General features: G+C 71.4%; 10 protein-coding genes, 1 tRNA gene and 1 pseudogene. 7 read left to right on the top strand and 5 right to left on the bottom strand.

Annotated elements, in window-relative coordinates; translation table 11 throughout:
* Window positions 1–157 precede the first annotated feature (157 nt).
* Window positions 158–913 (bottom strand): annotated as a pseudogene (locus ABXJ52_RS12950) (transposase); the annotation flags it as partial.
* A 487-nt stretch (window positions 914–1,400) separates the two neighbouring features.
* Here ABXJ52_RS12950 and ABXJ52_RS12945 point away from each other — a divergent pair.
* The 3 genes from ABXJ52_RS12945 to ABXJ52_RS12935 all read left to right on the top strand — a co-directional run bounded on the left by ABXJ52_RS12945 (window position 1,401) and on the right by ABXJ52_RS12935 (window position 5,356).
* Entirely contained in the window at window positions 1,401–2,417 is a 1,017-nt protein-coding gene (locus ABXJ52_RS12945) for an MFS transporter (protein ID WP_367042014.1), read from the top strand.
* Window positions 2,418–2,491: 74 nt separating this feature from the next.
* A complete protein-coding gene (locus tag ABXJ52_RS12940; RefSeq protein ID WP_367042013.1) occupies window positions 2,492–3,271 on the top strand; it encodes an NAD(P)-binding domain-containing protein in 780 nt (259 codons plus the stop codon).
* 357 nt (window positions 3,272–3,628) lie between these two features.
* Entirely contained in the window at window positions 3,629–5,356 is a 1,728-nt protein-coding gene (locus ABXJ52_RS12935) for a von Willebrand factor type A domain-containing protein (RefSeq protein WP_367042011.1), read from the top strand.
* Between the two features lie 55 nt (window positions 5,357–5,411).
* Here ABXJ52_RS12935 and ABXJ52_RS12930 read toward each other — a convergent pair whose 3' ends face one another.
* From ABXJ52_RS12930 to ABXJ52_RS12920, 3 genes are all read right to left on the bottom strand, one after another.
* The gene (locus ABXJ52_RS12930; protein WP_367042010.1) at window positions 5,412–7,106 is read right to left on the bottom strand and encodes a hypothetical protein; all 1,695 of its coding nucleotides are present in this window, start codon (window positions 7,104–7,106) and stop codon (window positions 5,412–5,414) included.
* A 127-nt stretch (window positions 7,107–7,233) separates the two neighbouring features.
* Window positions 7,234–8,508, bottom strand: coding sequence for an acyl-CoA dehydrogenase family protein (locus ABXJ52_RS12925; protein ID WP_367042009.1), 1,275 nt, complete (start codon window positions 8,506–8,508; stop codon window positions 7,234–7,236).
* 94 nt (window positions 8,509–8,602) lie between these two features.
* Entirely contained in the window at window positions 8,603–9,100 is a 498-nt protein-coding gene (locus tag ABXJ52_RS12920; RefSeq protein ID WP_367042007.1) for an SCP2 sterol-binding domain-containing protein, read from the bottom strand.
* A 69-nt stretch (window positions 9,101–9,169) separates the two neighbouring features.
* On the opposite strand from ABXJ52_RS12920, the gene ABXJ52_RS12915 reads away from it, so the two are divergent.
* Both ABXJ52_RS12915 and ABXJ52_RS12910 read left to right on the top strand, forming a co-directional pair.
* Window positions 9,170–9,844 (top strand): TetR/AcrR family transcriptional regulator, encoded by a 675-nt coding sequence (locus ABXJ52_RS12915; protein WP_367042005.1) that lies wholly within the window; start codon window positions 9,170–9,172, stop codon window positions 9,842–9,844.
* Between the two features lie 209 nt (window positions 9,845–10,053).
* Window positions 10,054–12,003, top strand: coding sequence for an AMP-dependent synthetase/ligase (locus ABXJ52_RS12910; protein WP_367042004.1), 1,950 nt, complete (start codon window positions 10,054–10,056; stop codon window positions 12,001–12,003).
* Between the two features lie 15 nt (window positions 12,004–12,018).
* On the opposite strand, the gene ABXJ52_RS12905 is transcribed toward ABXJ52_RS12910, so the two are convergent.
* Window positions 12,019–12,091 (bottom strand) — tRNA-Arg (locus tag ABXJ52_RS12905).
* Between the two features lie 307 nt (window positions 12,092–12,398).
* Here ABXJ52_RS12905 and ABXJ52_RS12900 point away from each other — a divergent pair.
* Together ABXJ52_RS12900 and ABXJ52_RS12895 are read left to right on the top strand one after the other, a co-directional pair.
* Window positions 12,399–14,054: a dynamin family protein gene (locus tag ABXJ52_RS12900; RefSeq protein WP_367042002.1), complete on the top strand. Its 1,656-nt coding sequence runs from the start codon at window positions 12,399–12,401 to the stop codon at window positions 14,052–14,054.
* 6 nt (window positions 14,055–14,060) lie between these two features.
* A complete protein-coding gene (locus ABXJ52_RS12895; protein ID WP_367042000.1) occupies window positions 14,061–16,121 on the top strand; it encodes a YfjP family GTPase in 2,061 nt (686 codons plus the stop codon).
* Window positions 16,122–16,293 lie beyond the last annotated feature (172 nt).

The following is a 16,293-nucleotide window of genomic DNA, read 5'->3' as shown; positions in this document are numbered from 1 at the left end:
TCATCCCGGTCAGCCAGATGCGGTCCGGGGGCAGGGCGGCGTCCGTCCATTCCCCGAGCACGAGCAGGGGCCGCCGCCCGTGCTGTCCATGGGCCCCGTGTCCCGGCAGGGTCACCGTAACCGCGGCGACCAATGATGTCTGCCGCCGCCCGGTCGCCGCATCGGTCCACTCGACGGGCCGCCGCAGTCCCTTGACCGACTCCAGAACCTGCCGTACGGGAAGGGGTCCCGCGCCGTGGCCGGGCAGCGCGGGCTCGGCCACCTCCAGCGTCGTGAGGGCGCCGGCCCTGGCGATGAGCGGCACTCCGGCCACATCGAAGTCAGTGATCAGGCGGCGGACATCGGCACCGTCGACATCGAAGACCACCGGCCGGCCGGGCCCCTGCCAGGTCCGCGTGGCCTCCAGGACGGACGCCGCCGCGCACTCCTCGGGAGTCTCGCTGATCACCTCCTTGGGGATGCCCGCGTCGCGGCGGCGGGCCGCGTCCTCGGTCCACCGTTCCGACAGGAAGAGCCGCCAGGTGACGGGGGCACTCAGCTCCTCGTTGGCGAACCACACCCCGAAGGCGTGCTGCCCCGCCGGCGCGCCGCCACCCCGCGCGGCGGCGACGGACGGTTCCACCCCCACCGTGCGGTCGCCCAGCTTGGGGATGGTGAGGGACTGGACCACACTGGCGCGCGGTGCCGCACGCTCGGACAGCTGCCGCGCCAGCGCCTCGCGTGCGGGCTTCCAGTCCCAGGTCGAGGAGCTGATGAAATGGTGCAGGCTCTGCTCGGCGGCGCTGGTGCCGAGCAGAGCGGCGATGCCGCGCATGGTCTTGCGGCCCTCGACGGTCAGCAGGCCCCGCACATACTGCTCGCCCTTGGCTCGCTGGTCCCTGCGCTGCAGGGAGAGTGGCAGGACACGGTCCATCAGGTGCGTGGCTACCGCGGTGCGGACTGAACTCCCCATCTCGGTTTCGGTCACGACGTCCCCCTTGTGCGTGGCTCGATGTCTCTTGACCGAGAACCACAGTGGTCCGCCGAGGCACCGCGTACGAGGTGCTCCCGGCACCCACCTGAGCCACGGTGTGAGGGCCGGTCCACCATCGGCCGCACAGGCCGGGGGGTCGCGATGGCCGCACGGATCCGGAGGGAGAGTGGCCGCGGCACCGGTGGGGACACGGCTCAGACCTGCGCGGCCCGCGTCTCCCGGCCGCCGAGCGTGAACTCCGGTGTGCGACGCCCGTGTCGGCGGGCTTCGCACGGCTCTTCTCAGCGCTTTCGGTTGCCGTGCGCCCGACGGTAGGAGTCCGCCGGGTCACCCTCGCGACGCTCTCGGTGACTTCGTCAGGTCGGGCGCCCGGCCGGATCAGGTTCCGGGGTTCGGGCGCCCCAGGTGACACAGGCCAGAACGGCCCGTGGCCCCTGCCGGACCGGCACCGGTAGATCTTTGCCCGCAACCGAACCGGCGGGGAGATCACCGCGGACGACTTCGGAAGGATTCAGCATGCTCACCCAGGCGCCACCGCAGAAGGTGGCCGAACGCCTCGCCGTGGACATTCGGCGCAAGGTCATGGCAGCGGCGGTTCGCGTTCTCCGCGGTCCGCCTCGCCATCAACGCGGGCATGGGCATCGGTCCCGTACTGGCCGGAATCCTGTTCAGCGTCAGCCCCGGGCTGCTCCCCTGGGGCACCGCGGTCGGCTACGTCGCCTCGGCGTTCATCCTGGCCCGCGCGCGGATCACCGCGGGTTCGGCCGTGGACGACGCGGCGGACCAGGCGGCCGTCGACGGGCAGGCCGGGGGCCCGGACCGGAGCGGACCGCGCTTCTGGAGCTTCCTCGCCGCCACGACCCCCATCCATCTCGCCTACGCCCTGCCGTCTACGGTGGCGAGCGTCTACGTGATCCACACGCTCGACGAGCCGCCCGGCTGGGCGAGCGCGATCTTCGCGGTGAACGCCTTCATGGTGATCACCTGCGAGATCGGCCTCAACCACGCGATGCTGGGGCTCAGCCGCCGGGCCAGCCTGCTCATCGGCTACGCCTGCGCGGTGGTCGGCTTCGTCCTCATGGGCTTCGGCATCTACCAGACATGGCTGCTGCTTGTCGCGACGGCGGTGTGGACGCTGGGCGAGATGATCGTCTACCCCGTGATGCCGGACCACGTCAGCGCGATCACCCCCGACCGCCGCAGGGCCCGCAACATGGGCCTCTACACGGCCCACTTCAACCTCGGGGTGGTGCTCGCACCGCTGATCTTCCTGCCGTTGGTGCAGGGCTTGGGGCCGGTCGTGTCATGGTCGCTGGTCGGCGGTGTGCTCCTGGCCGGCCTGCTCGGCACCGCGGCGATCAGTTCCTCACCGCGGCTCTGGGGCGAGGAACACCAGCGGGCCACCGCTCCCGCGGCGGCAGACAAGGAATCGGCCGCCGTCTGACGAGCAGGGGAAATCCGACGGCGGCCCGCCTGGTCGAGGGCCGACCGCCGCCATCGAGGAGACAAGGAGAAGCAGTGGAGCGCATCGGGGTCATCGGCGTCGGTGAGATCGCACGGGCCATGGTGGAGGGGCTGTGCGACGGCGGAGTCCCGGATCCGCCGGAGATCTTCCTCTCCCCTCGGGGCGCCCGCACCGCCGCCGAGTTGGCCCGGCGGTATCCCAGCGTCCAGGTCTGTGCCGATAACCAGGACGTCGTGCGGCAAGCCGAGTTGTTGGTCATCGCGGTGCGCCCGGATGACTACGCCGAGGTGCTCAACGGGCTCCGGGTCGAGAGGGACCGGACCATGGTGAGCCTCGTCGCGGGGGTCGGCATCAGCGAGGTGCGCGCCCGGCTGAACACCGCTGCCGTCGTGGTGCGGGCCATCCCGCTCCCTGCCATCCGTGAGCGGCGGTCCGTCACCGTCACTCATCCCCCGCATCCGCTCGTGGATGCCCTGTTCGACCGCCTCGGTGAGGCGCTTCCGGTCCCGGACGAGCCCACCCTGAACGTCTTCTCCGCGCTGACGTCGACACTGACCTCCCACTACTGGTATCTGGCCACGATCACGGCCTGGGCGGCGGAGCACGGCGTACCGGCCGAGGACGCAGACCGGTACGTTCGCGGTCTCTTCCAGGGCGTCGGGCGCGCATTGGGCGACGGATCGCGATCCCTGCCCGAGCTCGCCCAGGATCATGAGACGCCGAACGGCATCAACGAGCGTATCCGTACGACGTGGTTCGATTCGGCGAACTCCGATGCGCTGACCACAGCGCTCGGCGCGCTCCTCGCCGATCTCGACCGGGCTCAGGGATGAGCCATTACCCGCAAGAACCCGCCCCGACGCCCTCTTCGACACCTCACCTACATAGCGCGGGCAGTTCTCGGGGGCGTGGTGGGGCGTGGTGGGGCGTGGTGGGACGTGGCGTGGCGGGGCGTCGGGAGCGCAGCCTCCGCAAGGTCGGTGCCGCGGGGGGCGCTTCCTGGACGTCCGGCTGGGGGTATTTCAGCCCGTCCGGCGCTTGAGGACGAACTCGGCGGAGCCGGTGATGAACGCCGCTCAAGGCCCAGGGGCCCGTTCCCGCATTGAGACGCTTCCGCAACAGTTCCGAGCGACCGTTCATGATGCCCCCCGCGTCACAGTCATGTGAACCGACGACGCGAGGGGGCCAGGATGCGGACCTGGAAAGTACGGCGGGGGATGCTCGCCGCGGCGGTGGCCGGTGGGTTGCTGCTCAGCGGGTGCACTACCGGGGGAGAGAACGCGGACCGGGCCACGGGAAGCGGCAAGCGGGACCGGAGCGGCACCGCCCCGCTGCCCGCGCCGGGCCCCGCCTCACCCGGCACCGGCGACGCTGCCACCCCCGGTGAGCAACAGGACGACAAGGGGCGCGGTTTCACCCCGCGCCCGGACTACCTCTCCACCTTCGCCCTGGACGTGGACACCGCCTCGTACGGCTACGCCCGCCGCACCCTCGCCGCGGGCAGCCTCCCGGACCCGGCGACCGTACGCCCCGAAGAGTTCATCAACAGCTTCCGGCAGGACTATCCGCGCCCCGAGGGCGACGGCTTCTCGGTGAACGTGGACGGCGCCCGCACCGACGAGGACGGCTGGTCCCTGATGCGGGTGGGCCTCGCGACCCGAGGCGACGGCTCGGACGCCGAACGCCCGCCCGCCGCCCTCACCTTCGTGATCGACGTCTCCGGATCGATGGCGGAGCCCGGCCGCCTCGACCTGGTCAAGGAGTCGCTCGCGACCATGACCGACGAGCTGCGCGACGACGACTCCGTCGCGCTCGTCACCTTCAGCGACAGCGCGAAGAAGGTGCTGCCCATGACCCGCCTCGGCGACCACCGCGACAAGGTGCACTCGGCCATCAGCGCCATGGAGCCCACGCAGTCCACCAACCTCGAAGCGGGCATCCGCACGGGGTACGACACCGCAGTGGGCGCCCGGCGCGACGGCGCGACCAACCGTGTCGTCCTCCTGTCCGACGCCCTCGCCAACACCGGTGAGACCAGCGCCGACGGAATCCTTGAACGCATCTCCGACGCCCGCAGCGAACACGGCATCACCCTCTTCGGGGTCGGCGTCGGCAGCGACTACGGGGACGCCCTGATGGAACGCCTCGCCGACAAGGGCGACGGCCACACCACCTACGTGTCGGACAGCGAGGAGGCCCGCAAGGTCTTCTGCGAGCAGCTCCCGGCCAACATCGAGCTGCGCGCCCGGGACGCGAAGGCACAGGTCGCCTTCGACCCGCAGACCGTCAAGCAGTTCCGGCTCATCGGCTACGAGAACCGCGCCGTGGCCGACGACGACTTCCGCGACGACAGCGTGGACGGCGGCGAGGTCGGCCCCGGACACACCGTGACCGCGCTGTACGCCGTACGGACGAGGCCCGGCGCGAGCGGGCACGTGGCGACGGCCAGTGTCCGCTGGCTCGACCCCGACAACCGTGACCCGCACGAGGAGTCCAACGAGATCGAGACGGCGGACATGGAGGGCGGTCTGCGGACCGCCGACCACGGTCTGCGCACCACGGCGGTAGCCGCGTACTTCGCGGACGCGCTCCGGTACGGATCCTCCGCCCGGACCGAGCCCGGCGACCCCGCCACGCGCCCCGACACCGGCACGACAGCCAACGCCCCCGAGCCGATGTCCACCTCCACGGTGCCCTCCGCCCAGCAGCCCTTGCCCGGGGCCCCCTCGCTGGCGGAACTGGCGCGGAGCGCCGAGGAGTTGTCCGAGGCGGCAACGGGCGAGGACAAGGCACCGGGCGCCGACAAGGCATTGCGCGACCTCGCGACCGCCACACGCCAGGCGGACCGCCTCACCGGCGGCAACGGGTACGGGGGAGGCGGCACGGAGGACGAGGGCGAGCTCACCGGGGGTCGCTAACGCCCGCGGGGAAGCTGGCGCCCACGGGGAAGCTGGCGCCTGCGTGGAGCTGCCGCTAACGCCCCCCGCAGAGCTGCCGCTCGGCTCGTACCGGGTCGTTCGGGAAGCGGAACGACGTTCGCTCCCACACCCCGGCGGCGTTGCGCAGAAAACGGCCCGGCGTCATCGGATCCCGCGTCGCAGCCCGCAGCTCGGCCAACGCTCCGCAGTCGAGCGCACGCCGGGCCGCGGCGACACCTGCCGGGTCGAGGCCGGCGGGAAGGGGCCCGCGGCCGCGGTCGGCGAAGATCCACGCGTCCGGGAGCCGCTTGTCGTGGCCCACCCGGGCGTCGAGGCGCTCGGAGTGCGCGGCCAGCGGGTAGGCGAGCCCGATCGGGTCGAGGGCGGCACCGTCCAGTGGGACCACCGTGCCGCTGAACCCGAGCGTGTTCCAGACGCCGGTGACGCCGGGGGAGTTGGCGGTGACGGAGGTCTTGGCGAGCAGGAGCGTGGGGGTCTCCGCGTGATCGGCGTCGCGTACGAGGCGTTCGTACGCGAGGTAGCTCGGGTAGTTGGCGAAGCCGTGGTGGAGGGGGTGGGGGGTCGCGTTCTGCCGGACGTACACCCCGCGCTCGTCCGCCACACCGTCCGGCCCGATGTGCCCCTCGTAGGGGATCCGCAGCAGGCTCGCGCAGGCCACGGCCCAGATGCCGACGCCCGTGACCGCGATGGTCCACGCGCGCGTGACGGGCACCAGGAAGACCGGCAGGACCATGAGGAGCAGCCCCGGCAGGAACATCCGGCCGTGCATGAAGTCGCCGCCCACCTTGATGACGTAGACCCAGCACAGGAGGCCCGCGACGATGGGGGCGAGCGCGGGGACGAGGGAGGCAACATCCCGCCGCGTGGCCGCCGTCGGCAGGAGCGCCGCGAGCAGGAACAGCGCGGGCACCCACAGGAGATAGGGCTCGGTGAAGTCCGCGAGGTAGCCGAACCCGCGCCCCCACAGGCTGTGTGAGGCCTCCTTGGTGACACCGGGCAGCGGCATCAGCTGCCCGTAGTACCCGATCCGGAAGATCTCGTACGCGGCCGGCAGCGCGAGGGCGGCTCCTAGCCCGCCGAACGTGGCACGCCGCGAGGGCTGCGCGAGCAGCCACTGCGCGACGAGGAAGACGGCGGTCACGAGCGCCAGGTCGGGCCGTACGAGGGGGCCGAGGCCGAGGACCACGCACGTGGAGAGCGAGTCGGGCCGTGTGACGAGCAGCAGCCAGGCCCCCGCGATCCAGCAGGTGGCGAGCCCGGTCTCCAGGCCGGAGGTGGCGAAGTCCCAGACGGGCGGCAGCGCGAGCAGGACGAGGCAGCCGAGGGGGAGCACCGCCTTGTCCGCGTACAGCCGCATCGCCCCGAGCGAGGCGAACGCGAACCCGGCCGCGGTCAGCAGCAGCCCGCCGTACATCGCGGCCCTGGCGATGTCGATGCCCGGCAGCCCCGCGAGCACGAGCAACCACTGCCACAGGGTGCCGGTGGACGCCTCGGCGCGTTCGCCCGCGTTGAAGACGGGGCCGTTGCCCGCGAGGATCTGCCGGACCGTACGGACGTAGATGTGGCCATCGTCGGACATCCAGCGCCGCTGGAACCCGGCGAACACGATGACGCAGGCCGGCAGCAGACAGAGGACGCCGCGCCGGAGCCTGCCCCTGGTGTCGCTTCGGCTGTTGATCAGCCCGAGCACGGCGTCGGGCTCGCGGAAGAAGAGTTGCGTCGGTGTCATGATCTTTTCATCGGCGCGGCTCTGTGGTGGCTTTAGGCTGCTTTAGCAGCAATCGTCCCCCGGGTCGAGCCCAGGCGGTTCTGCCGCCCGCCCCGCCCGCCCCGCCCGCCCCGCCCGAAGCCGACGTCTACCGGATCTGCCGCCCCGAAATCGCCCGGGCGATCACCAGGCGCTGGATCTCACTCGTCCCCTCGAAGATCGTGTAGATCTTCGCGTCCCGGTACATCCGCTCCACCGGATGCTCCCGGCTGTACCCCGCGCCCCCCAGCACCTGCACCGCCTTCTCGGTCGCCGAAACGGCCAGCTCGCCGGCGCGTAGCTTGGCCATCGAGCCCTGCCCCGCGTCGAACGCCTTGTCGTTGCGCGCCATCCACGACGCCTGCCAGATCAGCAGCCGCACGGCTTCGATCTCGGTCCGCAGGTCGGCGAGCGCGAAGGCGATGGACTGGTTCTCGATGATGGGGCGGCCGAAGGCGACCCGGGAGCCCGCGTAGTCGAGCGCGTACTCGTACGCGGCCCGCGCGATGCCGAGCGCCTGCGCCCCCACCGTCGGGCGGCTCACCTCGAAGGTCGCCATGGCGGCCTGGCCGCGGCCTCCGGCGCCGGTCTTCGAGCCGCTGGCCTTCGCACCGCCGGTCTTCGTGCCGCCCGCGGAAGCCTTGGCCCCCTCGCGTGCGCGGGCGAGCCGGCCGTCGAGACGCTCCTTGCCGCCGAGCAGACAGTGCCCCGGCACGCGTACGTCGTCCAGGAACACATCCGCGGTGTGCGAGGCTCGCAGCCCCAACTTCTTTATCTTCTTGGCCCCTTCGAGGCCCCGCGTGCCGGGCGGCACGATGAACGCCGCCTGTCCGCGCGAGCCCAGCGAAGGATCGACGGACGCGACCACCACATGGACGTTGGCGATGCCGCCGTTCGTGATCCACGCCTTCTGGCCCGACAGGGTCCACTCGTCGCGTGCCTCGTCGTACGTCGCTCGCGTCCGCATCGCCGACACGTCGGAGCCCGCGTCCGGCTCGGACACGCAGAACGCCGCGACCTTGGGGTCGTCCTCGTCACCGAAACACTGCGGCACCCACTCGGCGAGCTGGTCGGGCGTGCCCGCGGAGAAGATCCCGGCCACCGCGAGCGATGTGCCGAACAGGGCCATGCCGATGCCCGCGTCGCCCCAGAAGAGCTCCTCGTTGGCGATCTGCAGCGAGAGCCCGCTGGGGTCGCCGAACAGATCGGCCAGGGACTCGAACCCGTACAGGCCGATCTTGGCGGCCTCCTGGATGACGGGCCAGGGAGTCTCCTCGCGCTCGTCCCACTCGGCGGCGGCCGGCCGCACGACATCGGCGGCGAAGCCGTGCACCCAGCCGCGCAGGTCCCGTTGTTCTTCGGTCAGTTCGAGCGAGAAGGCCATGGGGGTGTTCCCTTACGGAAGTTGGCGCGGGCGTACGTGACGGGCGTGAGGGGTCGGGCACGCGGGGCGGGCCTTCGGAGTGAGGCCTTCGGGGTCAGGCCTTCGGGATGTCGAAGTAGCGCGTCAGACCGGCGGCGAACGCCACGTCGCCCGCGATCTTGATCTTGCGCATCATGAACATCGTCACGGGGCTCGCGTTGCCGGAGACCAGCTTCAGGAACTCGGGGTCGGCCATGACGAGCGTGACGCGCGGCTCGGCGTCCGAGCGGCCCTCGCGGACGGTGCAGGTGCCCTCCGAGATCTCCGTCTCGTAGACCGCCTCGTCGACCCCCGTGATCTTCCAGCGGATCAACGCCTCGACGCTGCCCGCGGCCTCCGGCTTGAACTGCCGGCCCATCCGCCCGAAGACCTCCGCGAGGACGCGGGCGCGCAGCTCGGCGTCCTGGGCGATCGCGGTGATCTCCTTGCCGGAGAGCCCCTTCACGATCTTCGCGAACTCCTCGGGGGTGACGCTCGCGAAGTCCAGACCGGACAATCCCGCCAATCCGGTCAGTCCGGCCTGGCCGTCAGCGCCGCCGATGCCGTCCGCCATGGCAATCTCCTTACTCAAAAGTAAACTTACTAAGGGGTAAGGTAGCCCTGAGTCTGGGAGGCTGCAAGGGTGACGGTCAACGGGAGAACTGAGGGAAGGCGTCGGCGCGTTCCGCGCCAGGAGCGCGAGCAGCAGATCATCGACGTGGCGGTGACGGTCTTCGCCAAGCGCGGCTACCACGCCGCGTCCGTGGACGAGATCGCCGAACTGGCCGGGATCTCCAAGCCGATGGTCTATCTCTATCTCGACTCCAAGGAGGGGCTCTTCCTCGCTTGCCTGCGGCGGGAGGCGGACCGCCTGGTCGCCGCCTTCCAAGGCGCGGCGCGCGCGGGTGGCGACGCGCCCGAACTACGCCTGCACGCGGGCCTTTCGGCGTTCTTCGCCTTCGTGGCCGAGCACCGCGACAGCTGGATCGTGCTGCACCGCCAGGCATCGGAGCTGAGCGAGGCGATCGCGACTGCCGTCGCCGACGCGCGGCGGGCGGTGATGGCGCAGGTGGCGGGCCTGGTGCGGGACGGCATCGCGGAGAACCCCGGCGGCTCCCAACTGGACGAGGAAGACGCCGACTTCGTCGCGTACGCGCTGGTCGGCGCGGCGGACTCGCTCACCGACTGGATGGGCGGCCACCCGGGCCAGTCGCCGGAGGGGGTCACGCTGCGGTTGATGAACATGGTGTGGGTGGGGATGGGGCGGGTGCTCGAGGGGGAGGTGTGGGTGCCGCAGGCCCCGCGCTCACCGGAGTGAGCGCTCTAGCCGCCGACCCGGTACTCACACCCCGATTTCTTCGACGCCCGCCCCATTGAACTTTCCCTACGCGCAGGTAAGTTGACCCCTCAGTAAGAACGCACCGCAACACCTCTGAACGACCTCAGCACGACCTGAGCACGACCTCTGCGAGACCTCAGCACGTCAGCATCTGACAGGTAGCCGTGAGCCGGGAGCCGGGAGCCGTCATGGGCGTACGCAAGGACCTGAAACGGGCGCAACGCCACAGCGAGCTGGCCGATCGCGCCCCGGTGGAGATCGTCAGGGACGAGCACGGAACCGTGCGCGAGGCACGCACCGCCGCGCTCGCGCCGAAGGCCACCGCGGGCAGCACCGCCGACATCCCCTTCACGAACGCCGCAGAGGCGCCCGGCGCGATCGTCCTGCGCCGCAAGCAGGCCGGCCAGTGGCGCCCGATCACCGCGGCGGCCTTCGCGCACGAAGTCACCGCCACGGCGAAGGGGTTGATAGCCGCCGGGCTTCAGCCAGGCGGCCGGGTCGCGCTGATGTCCCGTACGCGGTACGAGTGGGCCGTACTGGACTTCGCGATCTGGGCGGCGGGCGGGCAGGCCGTGCCCGTGTACGCGACATCGGCGGCGGAACAGATCGAGTGGATCGTACGGGACTCCGGTGCGACGCTGCTGATCGTGGAGACGGAGGAGAACGTCGCGACGGCCCAGACGGCGGTCGCGGGCCTCGCAGAGCCGCCGCGCATCCTCAGCGTCGACAACGGGGCCTTGGCCGAACTTGCGAATCAGGGCGGAGAGTTGCCCGACGAGGAGGTGGCCAAGAGGAGGGCCGCCCTCACCCCGGAATCCATCGCCACCATCTGCTACACGTCGGGCACGATGGGCAAGCCGAAGGGCTGCGTCCTCACCCACGGCAATCTGCTCGCGGAGGCCGCGAACACGGTCGACCTGCTGCACCCCATCTTCAAGGAGATCACCGGCCAGGTCGCCTCCACGCTGCTCTTCCTTCCCCTCGCCCACATCCTGGGCCGCACCATCCAGATCGCCTGCATGCTCGCCCGCATCGAACTGGGCCACTGCCCGAGCATCAAGCCGGACGAACTGCGCCCCGAACTGCGCTCGTTCAGGCCGACGTTCGTCGTCGGTGTCCCGTACCTCTTCGAGAAGATCCACGACACAGGCCGTGCGACAGCGGAGAAGATCGGACGGGCCGCGTCCTTCGACCGGGCCGAGGGGATCGCGGTGCGGTTCGGCGATGCGTACCTGAACAAGTTCCTCGATGCGGGAAAGGACAAGGGCACGCGCGGCTCAGGACCCTCCCTCGGTCTCTACCTCGGCTGGGCGCTGTACGAACTGCTGGTCTACCGCCGCATCCGCAAGGAGGTCGGCGGCAGGCTGCGGTACGCGATCAGCGGCGGCTCCCCCCTCGACCGTCGCCTCAACCTCTTCTTCTACGCCGCCGGGATCATCATCTACGAGGGGTACGGCCTGACGGAGACCACGGCCGCCGCGACCATCACACCACCGCTGAAGCCCCGCCCCGGCACGGTGGGGACGCCGGTGCCGGGCACGTCCATACGCATCGCGGACGACGGCGAGGTGCTCGTCAAGGGCGGCATCGTCTTCGGGTCGTACTGGAACAACCCGGCGGCGACGGACGCCGTGCTGCGGGACGAGTGGTTCGCGACCGGCGATCTGGGGGCGCTCGACGAGGACGGCTACCTCACGATCACCGGGCGCAAGAAGGACATCATCGTCACGTCCGGGGGCAAGAACGTCTCCCCGGCGATCCTGGAGGACCGGCTGCGCAGCCGGGCACCGGTCGGACAGTGCATCGTCGTCGGCGACAACCGCTCGTACGTCGCGGCGCTCGTCACGCTGGACCCGGAGGCCGTCGAGCACTGGCTCGCCGTGCGCAAGCGCCCCAAGGACACCCCGCTCGCCGAGCTGTGCCGGGACCCGAAGATGATCGCGGAGATCCAGAAGGCCGTGGACTACGCCAACGCGGCGGTCTCACAGGCCGAGTCCATCCGCAGGTTCACCCTGGTCGAGGGCGAGTTCACCGAGGAGAACGGCCTGCTCACCCCGTCCCTGAAGATCAAACGCCACGCGGTGACAACGGCATACGCGACGGAGATCGAAACACTGTACGCCGCCCCCACACACTGAACGGATGGACTGAAGCGCCCCCGGCAGGACTCGAACCTGCGGCCAAGCGCTTAGAAGGCGCCTGCTCTATCCACTGAGCTACGGGGGCCGGACGGTGGCCGGTGGCCTGGAGCCCGGGTGGGGACGAGCCGTGACCATGCCGGGGACAAGGATAGGGCTCCCGGGTCCTTGTCCCTGGTGCTTCGCCTCCGCGGCACTATGTGGAGGTTCAGTGAAGCGGTCCTGATAATCGCAGGCAGGTGCGAATCTCGCATCGCTTTTGGCGTCTCGCGCCCCGGGTGTTGTGCACTCGTTATGCCTGTGCCCCAGTCGCCCCTTCCATCCCGTGTGTCCGATCGGCGCGCAGGGGTGTCCATATGCTTCAGAAAGCCGCCAAAATTGGGCATTCTTCGCATGTGGTGACCTTGGACGTACGGCCTCAACTGCTCGACGCACTCTCCGCCCTGCGCGAGCGTGTCGCCGCCGCACGCTTTCCGCTCCCCTTGCCGGGGGCGCCACGCGCGCGTGCCAACCGGGACGAGCTCCTTGCCCAGCTCGACGACTACTTGGTGCCCCGCTTGCGGGCCCCCGAAGCACCGCTGCTCGCCGTGATCGGGGGTTCCACCGGGGCGGGCAAGTCGACCCTCATGAACTCCCTCGTCGGCCGGCAGGTCAGTGAGGCGGGGGTGCTGCGCCCGACGACGCGGACCCCGGTCCTCGTATGCCATCCGGAGGATCATCACTGGTTCGCCGGCATGCGCGTACTGCCCGACCTCACGCGCGTGTGGGTGCCCCGTCCGGAGCCTTCGGCCGCGGACGACGAGGACGACGACGGGAGCGACGAGCTGCTCCCACTGACCCCCGACGGCGAGCGCGCGCTGCGCATCGAGACCTCGGAGACCCTGCCCCAGGGGCTCGCGCTCCTGGACGCCCCCGACGTGGACTCCCTCGTCGCCGACAACCGGACCCTCGCCGCCGAGCTGATCTCGGCGGCCGACGTCTGGGTCATGGTGACCACCGCGTCCCGGTACGCGGACGCCGTGCCCTGGCACCTGCTGCGTACCGCCAAGGAGCACGACGCCACCCTCGTCACCGTCCTCGACCGGGTGCCGCACCAGCTGGTGGCCGAGGTGTCGCGGCAGTACGGGGCGCTGCTCGTCAAGGCCGGCCTGGGCGACGTCCCGCGCTTCACCGTGCCCGAGCTGCCCGAGTCCACCCGTGGCGGCGGGCTGCTTCCCGCCACCGCCGTGGCGCCGCTGCGGGCCTGGCTCACTCACCGGTCCCAGGAGCCCGCGGCCCGCGGAGAAGCCATCGCCCGCACGGCCCACGGCGTCATCCAGTCCCTGAACGTGCGGGTCCCGGAGCTCGCGGGCGCCGTCGCCAGCCAGTACGCGGCCGCTCTGCGGCTCACCTCCGCCGTCGACGAGGCGTACGGACGCGAGCACGCGCGCGTGCGGGAGCGTTTGCAGGCCGGTGCCGTCCTCGCGGGCGACGCGCTGAAGCGCTGGCGCAGCTACCCCCTGGACTGCGGCGCCGGTGAGCTCCTCGACGCCGTCTCCGAGAGCCTGGAGGCGCTCCTGCTGTGCGCGGTGACGGCCGCCGACGAGCGCATCGACGAGGTGTGGCGGCGCGAACCGGCCGCCGCCGCCCCCGGGCTCGGCGACCGTGACCGGTCCATCGAGAGCGCCGAGAGCGCCGAACACCGCATCGGGATGGCGGTACGCCGCTGGCGACGCGTCCTGGAGGAGTACGCGGAGGACGAGGTCCGCGGGCTCGACCGGGTCGAGAAGAACTTCCTCCCGGACCCCGAGATGGTCGCCGCCCTGCTCGCCACGGCTCTGCTCGGCGGGGACCGCGGCCGCTCGGCCGGCGAGACGCTCGCCGAGCGGATCGGCGCCCACGGAGCGCTCCGGCTGCGGGACCGGGGCGGACGCCTGCTCTCCACGTACATCGACAACGTCCTGGGCGCGGAGCGCGAGCGTCGCCTCGCACCTCTCGACGCCCTCGACGTGAACCCCGAACCCCAGGCCGACCTGATCGCCGCGCTGTCCGTACTGCAGAAGGAGAGGTGACCCGCGGTGACTGCTGTCACTGATCACACCGAGCGCGAGCCCGAGCGTGAGCACGAGCCCGAACGCGAGCGGGAGGCTGATCGCGAGCGCGAGCGTGAGCGTGATCAGCCTCGCAAGGGTCGGAAGAATTCCGAGGACGCTGCCGGGGAGGCCCGTGGCGACTCCGAGGGCGTCTGGGACGACGGGCTGATCGCGCGACGCGGCGGCGCCACGCGCGAGGGCTCCGTCGAGGGAGCGGGAGCCGGGGCGAACGGAGAGGTGGGCGGCGGCTCGGGGGGCCGTTCGGGAGGCGGGCGGCCCGGAGGTGGCTTCGACCCGTATGCCTCGAGTGCCTCGTCGGAGACCCCGTCCGGAGCACCGTCCGCTACGCCATCCGGTGCTCTCTCCAGTACGGCATCCAGCATGTCATCCAGCACATCCAGCACTTCGACCGAAGCCCCGTCCGGCATTTCGACCGCCTACGAAGGGCCCCTGCGCGCCCGGCTCGACGCCCTGCGTGAACTCGTGGGACTCTCGCGCACCCGGCTGGACAGCGCCACGCTCGCCGAGGCGGGCCGCGTCCTCGACGAGGCAGCCGCCCGGCGCAGACTCTCCGGGAGGCACACGGTCGTCGCCATCGCGGGCGCCACGGGGAGCGGCAAGTCGACGCTGTTCAACGCCCTGGCCGGGGTGACGATCTCGGAGACCGGCGTCCGCAGGCCGACCACGGCGGCCCCCATCGGCTGCAGCTGGACCGACGGCGCCGCGGCGCTGCTCGACCGGCTCGGCATCCCGGGACGGCTGCGCAGACGCCCGCTCCAGGGCCCGGACACGGACACGCTGGAGGGGCTGGTCCTGATCGACCTGCCCGACCACGACTCGGCGGTCGGGGAGCACCGCGCGCACGTGGACCGGATCCTCGCCCTCGTCGACGCGGTCATCTGGGTCGTCGACCCCGAGAAGTACGCCGACGCCATGCTCCACGAGCGCTACTTGCGGCCCATGGCGGGTCACGCCGAGGTCATGTTCGTCGTGCTCAACCAGGTGGACCGGCTGCCCGGCGACGCCGCCGACCAGGTGCTCGACGATCTACGAAGGCTGCTCGACGAGGACGGCATCGCCCTCGGCGAGCACGGCGAGCCCGGCGCCACCGTGCTCGCCCTGTCCGCGCTGACCGGTGACGGGATCGGTGAACTCCGGGAGACCCTTGGCCAGTTCACCAAGGAGCGAGGCGCCGCCGCCCGGCGGATCGCGGCCGACCTGGACGCCACCGCCGACGAGCTGTGGCCGGTGTACGCGGCCGGGGCCGGGTGGCACGGAGGCCGGGGCAGGTCGTGGATCGGGCTCAGTGAAGAAGCGCGCGAGGAGTTCACCGACCGGCTCGCGGACGCGGTGGGCGCGGCGGCCGCGGGGCAGGCCGCGGAACGGGCCTGGCAGCGCAACGCGGGCAAGGCGTGCGGCACGCCATGGCTGAGGCTGTGGCGTTGGTACGAGGCCCAGCGCGCGCCGCGGGGCATCGGCTGGCCCGTGGCACAGACGCCGCCGGACGAGGAGGCCACGGCCCGGCAGCGCGTCGAGAACGCGGTGCGCACGGTCGCCGACGAGGCCGCTTACGGGTTGCCCCAGCCCTGGGGTCAGGCCGTGCGGGAGGCGGCCGTGCGTGGCTCGGAGGGGCTGCCCGAGGCGCTCGACGAGCTGACGGTGTCGGCCGGGGTGCCGGAGGGGAGGCCTCCGCGGCCCGGCTGGTGGCCGGTCGCTGTTCTCGCCCAGGCGGCGATGACGTTGCTCCAAGTCGTGGGCGGGCTCTGGCTGGTGGCGCAGATCATCGGGATCGCGGAGCCGAATCTGGGCGTACCGGTGCTGTTGATGCTGGTCGGCATCGTCGGCGGGCCCTGCGTGGAGTGGGGGAGCCGGATGGCGGCGCGGGGTCCTGCGCGCCGCTACGGCCAGGACGCTGAAGGGCGGCTGCGGGAGGCGGCCGCCGGGTGCGGGCGGGCGAGGGTCCTGGATCCGCTGGCGGCTGAGCTGCTGCGGTATCTGGAGGTGCGGGAGCAGTACGTGCGGGTGACGGGGGCGGTGGTGGGGTGAGGGTGGTACGTGGTGAAGGGTGGCCGGGCGCCCCGTTCGGGTGAGGGAGTTTTCCACAACTGCCCGGTAGACCACAGGGCTCAGCGAGATCGTGCCGACCGGTTCACTCTGAGATCGAAGCCGCGGGACCGACCACCGCGGCGGCGGTAGCGGAGTGGACGAGGGAGGGGTT

This window comes from Streptomyces sp. Je 1-332 (genome assembly GCF_040730185.1).
GTDB lineage: Bacteria > Actinomycetota > Actinomycetes > Streptomycetales > Streptomycetaceae > Streptomyces.
Note: the sequence above shows the minus strand (reverse complement) of the source record. Positions and strands in the feature narration are given on the sequence as shown.

What these genes read in the sequence shown, in the direction of transcription:
- ABXJ52_RS12935 (WP_367042011.1), top strand. Translation starts at nt 3,629, where the DNA reads ATGCGGACCTGGAAAGTACGGCGGGGGATGCTCGCCGCGGCGGTGGCC.
- ABXJ52_RS12930 (WP_367042010.1), bottom strand. Translation starts at nt 7,106, where the DNA reads ATGACACCGACGCAACTCTTCTTCCGCGAGCCCGACGCCGTGCTCGGG.
- ABXJ52_RS12925 (WP_367042009.1), bottom strand. Translation starts at nt 8,508, where the DNA reads ATGGCCTTCTCGCTCGAACTGACCGAAGAACAACGGGACCTGCGCGGC.
- ABXJ52_RS12920 (WP_367042007.1), bottom strand. Translation starts at nt 9,100, where the DNA reads ATGGCGGACGGCATCGGCGGCGCTGACGGCCAGGCCGGACTGACCGGA.
- ABXJ52_RS12910 (WP_367042004.1), top strand. Translation starts at nt 10,054, where the DNA reads ATGGGCGTACGCAAGGACCTGAAACGGGCGCAACGCCACAGCGAGCTG.